The organism is Actinosynnema sp. NPDC023658, assembly GCF_040639995.1.
Taxonomy (GTDB): Bacteria; Actinomycetota; Actinomycetes; order Mycobacteriales; family Pseudonocardiaceae; genus Actinosynnema.
The window spans coordinates 1-12,423 of the sequence record NZ_JBFAAX010000155.1 but is presented as its reverse complement, the minus strand read 5'-3'; the positions used below and the strand labels follow the sequence as shown (position 1 = coordinate 12,423).

The 12,423-nt window shown below is 73.1% G+C and carries 13 protein-coding genes; 7 read left to right on the top strand and 6 right to left on the bottom strand.

The features are described from left to right. Positions 1–749: CYTH domain-containing protein (locus tag AB0G02_RS18220; protein ID WP_360795448.1), on the bottom strand; the 749-nt coding region annotated here is incomplete at its 3' end. A 153-nt stretch (positions 750–902) separates the two neighbouring features. On the opposite strand from AB0G02_RS18220, the gene AB0G02_RS18215 reads away from it, so the two are divergent. Then, positions 903–1,694: a hypothetical protein gene (locus AB0G02_RS18215; protein ID WP_360795445.1), complete on the top strand. Its 792-nt coding sequence runs from the start codon at positions 903–905 to the stop codon at positions 1,692–1,694. A 22-nt stretch (positions 1,695–1,716) separates the two neighbouring features. On the opposite strand, the gene AB0G02_RS18210 is transcribed toward AB0G02_RS18215, so the two are convergent. Both AB0G02_RS18210 and AB0G02_RS18205 read right to left on the bottom strand, forming a co-directional pair. Then, positions 1,717–2,373: an HNH endonuclease family protein gene (locus tag AB0G02_RS18210; protein WP_360795442.1), complete on the bottom strand. Its 657-nt coding sequence runs from the start codon at positions 2,371–2,373 to the stop codon at positions 1,717–1,719. Between the two features lie 85 nt (positions 2,374–2,458). Further along, a complete protein-coding gene (locus tag AB0G02_RS18205) occupies positions 2,459–3,406 on the bottom strand; it encodes a methionyl-tRNA formyltransferase (RefSeq protein WP_360795439.1) in 948 nt (315 codons plus the stop codon). Positions 3,407–3,479: 73 nt separating this feature from the next. Between AB0G02_RS18205 and AB0G02_RS18200 the strand changes: the two genes are divergently transcribed. Next, positions 3,480–5,069, top strand: coding sequence for an amidohydrolase (locus AB0G02_RS18200; RefSeq protein ID WP_360795436.1), 1,590 nt, complete (start codon positions 3,480–3,482; stop codon positions 5,067–5,069). 20 nt (positions 5,070–5,089) lie between these two features. Here AB0G02_RS18200 and AB0G02_RS18195 read toward each other — a convergent pair whose 3' ends face one another. Continuing rightward, the gene (locus AB0G02_RS18195) at positions 5,090–5,719 is read right to left on the bottom strand and encodes a hypothetical protein (protein WP_360795433.1); all 630 of its coding nucleotides are present in this window, start codon (positions 5,717–5,719) and stop codon (positions 5,090–5,092) included. A gap of 106 nt (positions 5,720–5,825) precedes the next feature. Next, the gene (locus AB0G02_RS18190) at positions 5,826–6,251 is read right to left on the bottom strand and encodes a MarR family transcriptional regulator (protein ID WP_360795430.1); all 426 of its coding nucleotides are present in this window, start codon (positions 6,249–6,251) and stop codon (positions 5,826–5,828) included. Between the two features lie 117 nt (positions 6,252–6,368). Here AB0G02_RS18190 and AB0G02_RS18185 point away from each other — a divergent pair, with 117 nt between their 5' ends. The 4 genes from AB0G02_RS18185 to AB0G02_RS18170 all read left to right on the top strand — a co-directional run bounded on the left by AB0G02_RS18185 (position 6,369) and on the right by AB0G02_RS18170 (position 10,339). Further along, the gene (locus AB0G02_RS18185) at positions 6,369–7,160 is read left to right on the top strand and encodes an SAM-dependent methyltransferase (protein WP_360795427.1); all 792 of its coding nucleotides are present in this window, start codon (positions 6,369–6,371) and stop codon (positions 7,158–7,160) included. Positions 7,161–7,386: 226 nt separating this feature from the next. Next, the gene (locus tag AB0G02_RS18180) at positions 7,387–8,667 is read left to right on the top strand and encodes a hypothetical protein (protein WP_360795424.1); all 1,281 of its coding nucleotides are present in this window, start codon (positions 7,387–7,389) and stop codon (positions 8,665–8,667) included. 105 nt (positions 8,668–8,772) lie between these two features. Beyond that, positions 8,773–9,876 (top strand): DUF6745 domain-containing protein, encoded by a 1,104-nt coding sequence (locus AB0G02_RS18175; RefSeq protein WP_360795421.1) that lies wholly within the window; start codon positions 8,773–8,775, stop codon positions 9,874–9,876. 31 nt (positions 9,877–9,907) lie between these two features. Further along, the gene (locus tag AB0G02_RS18170; protein WP_360795418.1) at positions 9,908–10,339 is read left to right on the top strand and encodes a hypothetical protein; all 432 of its coding nucleotides are present in this window, start codon (positions 9,908–9,910) and stop codon (positions 10,337–10,339) included. A 29-nt stretch (positions 10,340–10,368) separates the two neighbouring features. Here AB0G02_RS18170 and AB0G02_RS18165 read toward each other — a convergent pair whose 3' ends face one another. After that, positions 10,369–11,085: a TetR/AcrR family transcriptional regulator gene (locus AB0G02_RS18165; RefSeq protein ID WP_360795415.1), complete on the bottom strand. Its 717-nt coding sequence runs from the start codon at positions 11,083–11,085 to the stop codon at positions 10,369–10,371. 92 nt (positions 11,086–11,177) lie between these two features. On the opposite strand from AB0G02_RS18165, the gene AB0G02_RS18160 reads away from it, so the two are divergent. Continuing rightward, positions 11,178–12,368 (top strand): amidohydrolase family protein, encoded by a 1,191-nt coding sequence (locus AB0G02_RS18160; protein WP_360795412.1) that lies wholly within the window; start codon positions 11,178–11,180, stop codon positions 12,366–12,368. The last annotated feature ends 55 nt before the right edge of the window (positions 12,369–12,423 follow it).

Sequence of the window (12,423 nt, the reverse complement as noted above, 5' to 3'; positions counted from 1 at the left end):
ATCTGGTGCACCGCGTCGTCCTCACCGCGCCGCACCCGCGGGTCCTGGTGCTTCAGCGCGTCGGCCTGCGCGCGCACGTACGCCATCACCACGTCACCGGCGGAGTTGCCGGAGGACTTCGCCGGGGTGGTCGTGGCCAGCCGGTCGGCCAGCAGCCGGGTCAGCTTGGCCGACGACCAGGAGCGGGTGATGCCCGCGTCCGCCAGCCGCGCCTCGACCCGGTCCAGCAGCGCGACGTCGCCGCGCTCGCCCAGCTCCACCTCGATCTCGCGCCACGACTCGACCACCGAGTCGTCCGACAGCGACTGCGCCGACACCAGGTCCTCGACCACCTCGGCCAGCAGCCTGCCCTTGCCGTCCGCCAGTTGCCGACGCAGCCGCCTGGTCCTGATGCGCGCGACCGGCTCCGGCTTCCGGCCGCGGGTGTGCACCCGGACCAGGGAGGCGAGCTGCTCCGGCGGGTGCGCGCCCGCGCGGCCCGGGGGCAGCCGCACCTCCTCCCGGGTGTCCACGCCCACCGGCAGCTTCAGGTGCCAGCCCGCGTCGTCGCCGCCCGTGCGGCGGCGCAACGTCAACCCCGCCCGCGCCAGCCTCAGGTCGGCGGTGTCGTAGTAGACCGCCTCCAGCTTCAGCTCCTCGGGACCCGCGACGGCGGCGACGCCGGGCAGGTCGGACAGGTCCGGCAGCGCGGTGCCGCCGGGGGCCTCGTACTTGCGTTCCGTCTCGTGCACCGAGCTCGACATGCTCATGAAGTACACCGTTCGGCCCAGGTTCAGGCATGTCAGCGCGTTGTCACGGTGAGTGATCGACCGTTAACCAGGCCGGGGGTTTGTATCGGCCCGTACGCGTGGTTTTCCGGTTCGACCCCCGAATGCGGCTTGACGGTGCGGTTGGCTGGGCGCGTGCCCACTGAGAAGGAGCGGCTCGACGAGGTCGAGCCGACCGTCGCGGACCTCGTCGCCACCACCCAGGCGCTGACGGCCGAGCTCGGGCGGGTCAGCGCCCGCCTGCTCGTGCTGGAACGGCGGCTGTCCGGCGCGGGGTCGGGCCCGGACGAGGACCTCGACTCGACCGAGGGCATCACCGGGACGGTCACCGCGCTGCGCGCCGCGTGGGACGCCGAGCAGGAGCTGCTGGCCGACTCGGTCCGCGCCGACCTGCGGGCGGACGTCGCCGAGTACGAGTCGCTGAAGCAGCAGCGGGACGCGGGCCTGGCCAAGCTGTCCACCGGCCGGATGCCGCGCTTCGAGCGGGACGCGCTGCAGCACGAGGTGCAGAACCTGGAGTGGCGGGTCACCGCGCAGGAGGCGGGCGCGATGGCCGCCGCCGACCGGCTGGCCACCGACCAGTACGCCGCCGAGGAGCCGTGGCGCGCGGACGCCGTGGTGGCGGGGGAGAAGGCGCGCGGGGAGGTCCTCGACATCGCCCGCCGCCGGCTGGAGCGCGCGCTGGCCGCCGACACCCGCCTGCCGCTGTGGTTCCGCGTCGGCCTGGGCGAGATCACCAGCCCCGACCCGTCGCGCTGGGTCGAGGCCGCCGTGGCCCTGATCGCCTACCGCCTGGAGTACGGCGTCACGGACCCGATCTCGCCGCTGGGCGAGGTGCCGTCGGCGTCCTCCGGCTTCGCCGCCTGGGTCCGCCGGGCCGAGGCCTACACCGACATCGTCGACCAGCTGGAATCGCTGCGCCCCTGACGGGGGCGGTCCGCGCGACCGGTCAGCAGGTCTTCAGCATCGCGCCCAGGGCGTCGCGCTCCGCCGGGTCGATCGTCAAGGCGTACAACGTCTTCACCGACACCACGGACCTCGCGTACGTGCACCAGTAGGCCTGCACCGGCGGCTTCCACTTCGCCGCGTCCTGGTCGCCCTTGGACCGGTTGCTGCTCGCCGTCACCGCGATCAGCTGCAACCCGCCGAGGTCGTTGGCGAACTTCTCGCGCTGCTCGTCGGTCCACTTGTCCGCGCCCGAGCGCCACGCCTCGGCCAGCGCGACGGTGTGGTCGATGTCCAGGTCGCCGGGATCGGTCACGACCACGCCGTCGTACGCGCTCGTCCACGACCCGCCGGTGATCTTGCAGCCTGCGGCGGTCCGCACGTCCGCGCCCTGCCGCTGCAACACCACGTCCCGGGTGTCGCAGCCCTCGCCCTGGCTGCTCCAGTGCGGGAACCGGTCGCGGCTGTAGCCCGTCATCTTCCCCTCGGGCGCCACGGTCAACGCCGCGAGCTGCGCGGCCGGGTCGTCACCGGGCGCCGGAGGGGCGGTGGGCGCCGGGACCGACGACGAGGTGTTGGGTGGGAGGACGCCGACACCGCAGCCCGCGAGGAACAGGACGATCAGCGCACTGACAACCGCGGTGGACCGCTTGCCGCTCATCCACCCATGATCAGCGATGATCGCTCGCACCGGAACACCGGGGCCGGAAAATCCCACACCGTGCGCCACTCCGGTCAAGCGCGGCTCAGGGACGGCTGGTCAGGTACCCGCCCATGTGCGTGAAGTACTCGGTCGCGCCCAGCTCCCGCCCGTCCTCCGTGCGCACCCGCTTGACCAGCAGGGCGTGGTTGCGGCCGCGGCGTGCCTGCGCCCCCGCGACGATCGCGACGCCGTCGCCCTCGCGGTAGAAGATCCGGCCGGGCGTGCCGCCGTAGCGCCCCTCCGACACCTCGGCCTCGACGATCTCCAGCCGCTCGCCCCGGTGGAACGCGAACGCGCTCGGGTACGGCGCGCACTGGGCGCGGACCAGCCGGTCGAGCTCCTCGGCCTCCCACGTCCAGTCGATGCGCAGGTCCTCCTCCGCGCGCTTGTGGAAGAAGCTGGCCTTCGAGCGGTCCTGCTTGGTGAAGTCGTCGCGACCCTTGGCGATCTCGGCCAGGCCGTCCACGGTGATCGGCCCGAACAGGGCGAGGGTCTTGTGGAACAGGTCGGTCGTCGTGTCGCGCGGACCGACCGGGACGGCGCGCTGGAGCACGATGTCGCCGGCGTCCAGCGTCTCGTCCATCAGGTGCGCGGTCACGCCGACCTCCTTCTCGTCGTTGATCAGCGCCCAGATCAACGGCGAGAATCCCGCGTAGGCGGGCAGCAGGGAGTCGTGCACGTTCAGCGTGCCGTGCTTCGGGAGCGCGAAGACGTGCGGCGGGATCCAGGTGCGCCAGTTGGTGGCGACGATGACGTCCGGCTCGACCTCCTTGAGGCGCTGGAACAACTCGTCGTCGTCCGGGCGGTTGCGGATGATCGTCTCGACGCCGTGCTCGGCGGCCAGGTCCGCGACCGAGTCGCTCCAGATGCGCTCGTAGGCGTGGTCGCTCCGGGGGTGCGTGACGACCAGCACCACCTCGTGCTCGGAGTCCAGCAGCGCCTGGAGCGTGCGGTGGCCCCAGGTCTGGTAGCCGAACATGACGACCCGCATGGGAGCGCCTCCTTGGATAGGCTTGCCTAAGTTATCTGACCCTAACCTAACTGCACTCCGCTAACCTGCACGGGTGATCCTCGATCTCAAGGTGGTCGGCGGGCAGGTCGTGACGATGGACCCGGTGCGTCCGGTGGCGTCGGTGATCGGTGTCTGGGGAGGGCGGATCGTCGGTCTGGACGACGACGTGGCCGACCTGCCCGCGCGCCGGGTGGTCGACCTGGACGGCGCGGTCGTGCTGCCGGGGTTCGTCGACGCGCACAACCACCTCGCGTGGGCCGGGCGGGCGACGCGGGTGCCCGACGTCTCGTCCTGCGCGACGGTCGAGCAGGTGCTGGACGTGCTGCGGGACGCGCCGCGCTCGTCGGGCTGGGTCGAGGCGGTGGGGTACGACCACCGCGCCCTGGACCGGCCGCTGACCTCGTGCGACCTGGACCGGGTCGGGCCGCGGATCTACGTGCAGGACGTGTCCGGGCACGCGTGCGTGGTCAGCGGTGACGTGCTCGCGGTGTTACCGGCGTCGGCGTTGCGCGACGTGCGGCGGGACGAGGCGGGCACGCCGACCGGGTTCCTCGCCGAGGGCGCGCAGACGGCGGTGCGGGCGTTGCGGCTGCCGTACTCGTTGGACGACATCGCGGCGGACGTCGAGGCGGGCGCGCGGCAGTGCCTGCGCGAGGGCGTGGTGCTGGCGGCCGAGGCGGGCGTCGGCGGTGGCCTGATCGGCAGCAGCCCGCTGGAGATCGAGGCCTACCAACGGGCTTCGCTGCCGATCCGCGTGCAGCTGATGGTCTCCGCGGACCGCCTCGAACCCGTGACCGCCCACGCCGCCGACGGCATCCGCCGCGCTGTGCCACTGGGCCTGCGCACCGGGCTGGGCGACGACTGGCTGTCCGTCGGGGCGCTCAAGCTGTGGACCGACGGCGGCATGATCGCCCGCACGGCGGCGTTGACCTGGCCGTACGAGGGGATGTCGACCGCCGGTCAGCTCCAGGACGACCCGGAGGTGATGCGTGCGGCGATCCTCGACGGGCACGCCGCCGGGTGGCAGCTGGCCGTGCACGCGATCGGTGACCGCGCGATCGACTTCGCGCTGGACGCGCTGGCCGACGCCCGGCACGCCGTGCCGCGCCCCGACGCCCGGCACCGGATCGAGCACTGCGGGCTCGTGCGGCCCGAGCAGCTGGACCGGATCGCGGAGCTGGACGTGATCCCGGTGGTGCAGCCGACGTTCCTGTGGGCCTACGGCGACGACTACGCGGGGATCATGGGCCCCGAGCGGACGCCGTGGATGTACCGCGGCCGGTCGTTCCTGGACCGGGGGATCGTGGTCGCGGGCAGCTCGGACCGCCCGGTGGCGGACGGGAACCCGTTGCGCGCCATCCAGTTCATGGCCGAACGGCGGTCCGCGGCCGGGCGGTCGATCGGCGCGGACGAGGCGGTGGCCGTGCGGGACGCGATCGCCGCCTACACGCTCGGCGCGGCCTACGCCTGCCGGCGCGAGGACGCGCTGGGCGCCATCACCCCCGGCAGGCTGGCCGACTTCGCCGTCCTCGACACCGACCCGCTGACCTGCGACGTCTCCCGGATCGGTGACATCGGCGTGGTGGCCACCGCCGTGGGCGGCGAGTTCGCCCACGACCCGACCGGCCTCGCGGCCGGCTGACCGGCCACCTCGTCAGGGGCTCAGGCGCTCATCCGCCAGTGCACGACGTACCCGGCCGCCTCGGCCGCGATCAACGCGTCCAGCTTCGCCAGGTTCGTCCGCCGCGACATCCGGAACGCCCGACCCCGCCGCGCGTCCAGCACCAGCGGGACCGCGCCCGGCAGCGTGTCGGGGACCGTCTGCTGGAGGATGCGCAGCCCGACGTTCGCCGCCTCCTGCGTCAGCGGCGCCTCCTTGACGTACACCAGGACCGCCGCCCGCGACCCGTCCGGCAGCCGCAGGCCCAGGTGCGGCCGGACGCGCAGCGACAGGTCGCCCGCCTGCCACCTGGCCGCCGACGTCGGCACGCCGGTCGCCCTGGTCGACCGCAGCCACGGCAGGAAGCCCTCCCGCAGCTCCTCGAACGCGCGCGGCTGCCCGGCCCGAGGCCACTGGTGCGCGGCCTCGACCGCCTTGTCCAGCTCCGCGGCCGGGTCGGGCGAGTTCGCCGCCCGCCGCATCGCGTCCCGCATCGGGTTGTAGAACCCCGCCACCCACTGCTCCGAGGACAGGTAGATGCGCCGCTGCTCGGACACGATGCTGATCCGGCCGCGCTGGCCGCTCATGACGTACTCGGTGAAGGACAGGGCGGTGACGCTGATCGGCTCCACGACAAGCTCCCCTCGCGCGTGCTCGAACTCGTGTTCGATTCTACCGGCGGGGTCCGACAATCCGAGGGGCTGCGAACGGAGTTTCCGCAGGCTGTACGCGATCGGCCTAGTCGCGCAGCCTCGCCAGCAGCGGCCCAAGTTCCGGGTCCGCCCCGACCTCGTCGAAGATCGCGGCCAGGGTCTTGTCGTAGAACGGCAGCGCCTCGGCGTGCACCTCGCGCCCGGCGGAGGTGATGCGGCTGTACACGCCGCGCCGGTCGGTCTCGCACACCTCGCGCCCGGTCAGCCCGGACTGCTCCATCCGGGCGACGAGCCGGCTCACCGAGCTCTGGTTCAGCCCGACCACCTCGGTCAGCTCCTGCATCCGCAGCTCGCCGTCCGGCGCGTCGGCCAGCGCGCACAGGGCGGTGAACTCCGACATCCCGAAGTGGAACCGCCGCTGGAGCGCGCGCTCCAGGCCGGCGTTGATCCGGCTGTGCAGCCCGCGCAGGCCGGACCACGTGGTGCGGACGGACGACTCGCGTACCGGCAACCGAACCTCCGGGAGGTACAGGTATGGGTCTACATCTTATGTCCGCAGTGCCGTCCGAGGTCGCGCGTGCCCCGGAGGCCGGAGCGCCTAAGCTGCGGGCGGGAGAAGGAGCCAGCCGTGGGTGACCGATCGGACATCGACCTCACCAGGCCGAGCGCGGCCCGGGTGTACGACTACTACCTGGGCGGTGCGCACAACTTCGCCGTCGACCGGGAGATGGCCGAGCAGGCGATCTCGATGTGGCCCGAGCTGCCGCTGATCATGCAGGCCAACCGGGCGTTCCTGCGCCGGGCCGTGCAGTTCTGCGTGAGCCGGGGCGTGACCCAGTTCCTCGACCTCGGTTCCGGCATCCCGACCGTCGGCAACGTCCACGAGGTCGCCCGCGAGGCCGACCCCCGCGCGCGCGTGGTCTACGTCGACAACGACCCGATCGCGGTGACCTACAGCCGCACGATCCTGGGTGACGACCCGAGGACCACCGTCGTCCAGCAGGACCTGCGTCACCCGGACGAGGTGCTGGCGCTGCCCGAGGTCACCGGGCTGCTCGACTTCGACCAGCCGATCGCGGTGATGATGGTCGCGGTGCTGCACTTCGTCCAGGACGACCCGGCGAAGATCATCGCGAGCTATCGCGACGCCGTGCCGTCGGGCAGCTACCTGGTCGTGTCGCACGCCACCCGCGAGGGCCAGGACACCAACGCCGACGAGCACACCGACCTGTACCGGCGGCGCACCGCGACCCCGATGACGATGCGCTCCAAGGTCGAGGTGGAAGAGCTGTTCGAGGGCTACGAGCTGGTCGAGCCGGGTGTCGTGCACCTGCCGCTGTGGCGTCCCGCGTCGTCGGAGGACGTGGACGAGCGCCCGGAGAGGTTCGCCGGCCTCGCCGCCGTCGGCCGCAAACGCTGACCCGCGTTTCTTCGCACCTTCGAGTGATCGAGCCCCGTCGGCCACCGACGATGTTGTAGTTTCGTGACCTGGCAGGTGCGGCTGCCACCGAGGCTCCTCCTGACCCGGATGGAGTGGGTGCCTCCAGAGCGCGTTCGAGCGAACGCGTCCCGCATGTCCGCCGGTTCCCGGGGTTCGGCGCAGCGAACCCGGTGGCGTCGACCGGGTGGCGTCCGCGGAGGTTCTCGTGTCGACAAGCTCTCAGCACCTGGTCAAGCGCTACTGGTGCACCGGCGAGACCCCGAACATGGTGCGCAGGCAGCGCGGGGTCGAGCCGGGTCCGCCCGCGCCCGGCTCGCTGGTGCCGTGCGCCCGCAAGCCGGGGCAGCGCCGGTTCGAGGCGGCGTTGCTCCAGGCGGCCAACCGCGCCATGGCGGGCATGCGCAGGCGTGGCCACGCGCTGCGGCCGACGTCGCGGGTCAGCCGCGTGCGGCCGGACGCGAAGGCGCTCGGCCTGCGCATCCACGACGCCGCGCTGGACCACCTGCTCGCGGAGGTGCTGCCGGTGGCCGTGGGCGACCGCGTCCGCGGGGTGGCCGGCCTGCGCGCGTGCCCGCGCCGCGACCACCTGGACCTGCGCTCACCGGACGGCGAGGTGCGCCTGCTCGGCGTGACGCGGGAGCGCTGGCGTCGGGCGGTCGCCGCGGGGCTGCCGGTCGACCTGGCGCTGAGCGACCACCTCGACCCGCGCGAGTCCGCGCCGCGGCCGTCCCTGCCGGTCGACCTGATGAGCGGCGTGCTGCGCCGGTTGCCGCTGTGGCGGGGTGCGGCGTGGCTGGACGGCGTCGTCGTGGGCGACGCGCTGGAGCTGTACTGGCGCGGTGGTCCGTCGAGCGGGTCGGTCGCCGCGATCCTGGCCGGTTCCACCTGCGGCATCCCGGCGTCGGCCGCCGAGCCGTACCGCTTCCGCGACGCCGTGCGGGGGGTCGCGCTGTCCACCGTGGACACCGGCGCGGTGGTCCGGGCCGAGGAACCGGAGTGGGCGTGGCTCGAGTGGGCCGCCGCCACCGCGCCCGGTCCGGCCGTGGACGAGCGGGCGGTGAGGCCCGCGCGCGAGCTGGAGGACCTGCCCGACGTGTGGGAGCAGCACGAGATGCGCGCGGCGCTGGCGTTGCGCGACATGACCACCGTCTACCGGCTCCTGACGCACCACGGCGTGTCGCGGGACCGGATCGCCGCGGCGACCGGCCAACCGGGTGCCGAGGTGGACCACGTGCTCTCCGGCGCGAAGGTCGAGTCGTACGAGGCGTTGAGCCGGATCGCGAAGGGCCTCGGCGTCCCGCTGGGCTACATGGGCCTGGCGCACGACGAGCCGACCGCGTCCGACGACCGGTGCGACTGCGCGAACCTGGACGAGCGCGCCAAGCGCGACCGGTTCCTGGCGCACGCGGCCCTGGTCACCGTGGGATCGACCAGCGGGGCCTGGGGCTGTCCGTCGGAGAGCTGCCGCTCGGCTCGTCCGGTGTGACGCCTTGGCGCGCAACGCTTTGCCGCGTAATGCCTTGCCGCGTCGGGCGGCGACTGCGATCATCGTCGACATGTCCGGAAGAAAGGGCGTGCACGCCCTGACGCGATGAGCGTCCGCCGGCGGCGAATCAGCCGCCCTCCCGCCACCCCTCCCGATCACCGGTGGCACACCGTCGAACTGCGCGCCGAGTGGTCGTCGCACGCGCTGCGCGCCGAACCGGCCGACCGCCCGGCCACCGAGACCGCGATCACCGCCCTCTACGCCCTGCTCGGTGAACCGCCGCCGACGTTCGTCTGGGTCGGTTCCCCGTCCGCCGCCCACCGCCTGCTGCCTCCTCCGGCGCGTGAACCGGTGCTCGGGGCCCCGTGGCCGGTGGAGAGCCGGCTGGCGACCGCGCTCGGGGAACTGCGGGGCCGGCTCGACCGCCGCTGCACGGACACCACCGTGCACACCGGTGTGCGCGAGGTGCTGCGCCGGACCGTGCGGGAGTCCGTCGTGGACGCCGTGCGGGCCGAGCTGGCCGAATCGTCGGGACTGGTGTGGTACGGCCAGCACGACGCGGACTGGGTGGCGCACTACGACGCCCACCGGCGTCTCGGCCTGGCCGGCGTCCACGGGCCCGACGCCGACCGGCTCGAACTGTGGGCCACGATCGCGCGTTCGTGCGGCTGGTGGTGGCCGCGCCGGGACGTGTGCGTCGTCTCCGAACGCCCGACGTCCGTCGTGACCGAACCGGTCCCCGGCGCCGAGCACGGCGAAACGCGCCTGCACAACGGCGACGGCCCCGCCCTGACCTACCCGGACGGGTGGACCGTGCACTCCTGGCACGGCACCCCCGTGCCGCGGTGGGTGATCGAGGAGCCGACCGCGGAGCGGATCCTGGCCGAGCGCAACGTCGAGGTGCGGCGGTGCGCCGTCGAGCGCGTGGGCTGGGAGGCGTTCATCGACGAGGCCGGCCTGACCCTGCTCGCCCGAGCGCCCGACCCCGGCAACCCCGGCAGCGAGCTGCGGCTCTACGACCTGCCGGTGCTCCGCCCGGCGACCGCGACCCGCCTCCTGCTCGCGGTCAACGGCTCGGTGGAGCGTGACGGCACGCGTCGCCGCTACGGCCTGCACGTGCCGCCGTGGTTCGACGACCCGGTGGACGCCGCCGGCTGGTCGTACGGCCTGACCGGCGCGCAGTACGCCCAGCTCCGCCGTCGCACCTGACGCGCCCCCTCCGACACCCACAGGTGATCACGTGAACTTGGCAGAACTGCTGACCCGGACCGACCTGGACGTCCTGGACCACCTGGAGCGCCAGACCGCGATCCCCGTCGTCGACGGCCTCCAGGCCCAGGGCGACCTGCTGGTCATCCCGCTGGCCCTGCTCGGCACCGTCCACCCGGAGCGGTGGGCGCGGTGGCGTCCCGTGCCGCCGGGCGGCGTGGAACTGGTCCGGGGTGCGGCGGGCAACAACCCCCACACCCTCGTGGCGGACGAGGGCGCCTGCCGGTGGACGCCGGACGTCCGCGACCCGCTCCGCCTGGGCATAGCGCTGGTCGAGAACACCGCGACGGCCTACCTGGTGCACCCGGAGCACGGTGGCAGCGGCATCGCCCCGGGCCGTTGGCTGATCCGCCGCCAACAGGAGCGGGGCGGCGCCCGGCGCAACCTCCTGATCGCCGACTGACCTCGCGGCGAAGACCGGTCGGACCGCGGTCACGGCTTCGGCGCGTCCGCGGTCAACCGGTCGAGCCACTCCCCGAGCAGGTGGCGTTCCGCGTCGCTGAGCACCGCCTGCTCGGGCAGCAGGGCGCGCAGGGCGCGGGCCGCACCGGCGGGGCCCACGTCCCGCACGGCGGGCCGGTCGAGCGTGACGGCGTGGACCATCGCCTCGCGCATCGCGGTGAGCAGGGCCGGATCGCGCCGTTCGTCGGGCAGCGACAGCCAGGTGAGCACGGCTCCGCGCGCGGTGGCGTGCACGAGTGAGGCCGCGAGCCCTTCGTCGACGCGCAGCAGGCCCGCGGCGGCGAGCCGGTGGATGCGCCCTAGCAGGATCCGCATGCCCGCCTTGAAGGCGGCCGAACCCGTGCCACGCCGGGGCTCGCCGTACATCAGCGCGTACAGCTCGGGGTTGGCGAGCCCGAACTCGACCGCCAGGTCCCAGCCCGCGCGCAGGTCCTCGACCGGGTCCGCCAACGGGCGTTCCCCGTGCTTGGCCGCGAGGAACGTCGCGTACCCGTGCTCGGCCACCGCCTCCAGCAACCCGTCCTTGTCACCGAACAGCCGGTAGATCGCGGGGGCCTGCGCCCCGGCCGCCGCCGCGACCGCGCGCGTGGTGACCGCGTCACGCCCTTCGCGTGCGAGCAGCTCCGCCGCCGCCTCCACGATGCGCTGCCGCGAGACCTCCCGCGCCGTCACTTCCCCGTCGTCCACGTTATCAACGGTATCAGCTTCTTGCTTCCATCGATGTTATCCGTGTTACCGTAGGTCCGCTAACACTGGAACACGCAGCTAGGAGCACTGTCATGCCCGACAAGTTGCACATCGTCGCCCTTGAGGAACACGTGATCCTGCCCGTCCTGACCGAAGCGTGGGCGCGGGCCGGGGTCTCGCCGCACGGCTACGGCGACGACCACCCGGTCACGCGCCGGCTGCGCGACGTCGGTGACGGGCGCTTGGCCGACATGGACGACCAGGGCGTCGACGTCGCGGTGCTGTCCCTCTCCACGCCCGGCGTGCAGAACCTCCCGGCGGCCGACGCCGTGGGCGTCGCCCGTGAAGCCAACGACGCGCTGGCCGGGATCGTCGCCGGCAACCCGTCGCGCTACCAGGCGTTCGCCACCCTTCCGACGTCGTCACCGGAAGCCGCCGCGGCGGAGTTGGAACGCGCGGTCACGCAACTCGGCTTCCGCGGAGCGATGCTGTACGGCCGCACGGGCGACAAGTTGGCGGACGCGCCGGAGTTCGACGACCTCTACGGGGAGGCGGAACGGCTGCGCGTCCCCCTCCACTTCCACCCGCAGGCCCCGGTGCGGGCCGTCCAGCAGGCGTACTACTCGGACCTACCGGCCGGAGTGGGGCAAGCCCTCGCGACCGCCGGCCTGGGCTGGTACTACGACCTCGGGGTCCAGTACCTGCGAATGATCTTCAACGGCGTGTTCGACCGGCACCCCGGGCTCCAGGTGATCGCCGGCCACTGGGGCGAGGTGATCCTCTTCTACCTCGACCACATCGGCGTCATCCAGGGCATGGCCGGCCTGGAGCGCCCACTGGCCGACTACTTCCGCGAGAACTTCTGGGTGGCGGGCAGCGGCACGGTCAGCGAGCGCTACCTGCGTTGGACGGCGGAGGTGGTCGGCACCGACCGCATGCTCTACTCCACCGACTACCCCTACACCTACGGCACCCGCCCCGGCGGCTTCCCCTACCTGGACACGAGCCAGGGCACCGCCCGCTCGTTCCTGGAGAACGCCCCGTTCAGCGAGGCCGAGAAGATCGCCATCGGCTCCGGCAACTGGGCCAGGCTGACCAACCACCTCACCACCGACCAGCCCGCCTGGCCGGACCACCTCGCCCGCGCCCTCACGCATCGGCCGACACCTGAACCGCCTCGGAACCCGACGCGGGCCGATCCCGACCGCAGACCGGCCCCAACGCCACTACCCGCACTGCTTACGCGCCCCCGGCAGGATTCGAACCTGCGACCTCGGGATTAGAGCGAGACGCCTGCCATCGTCCGTTGTGATCGGTGGGTGCCGGCCCTCACCTGGG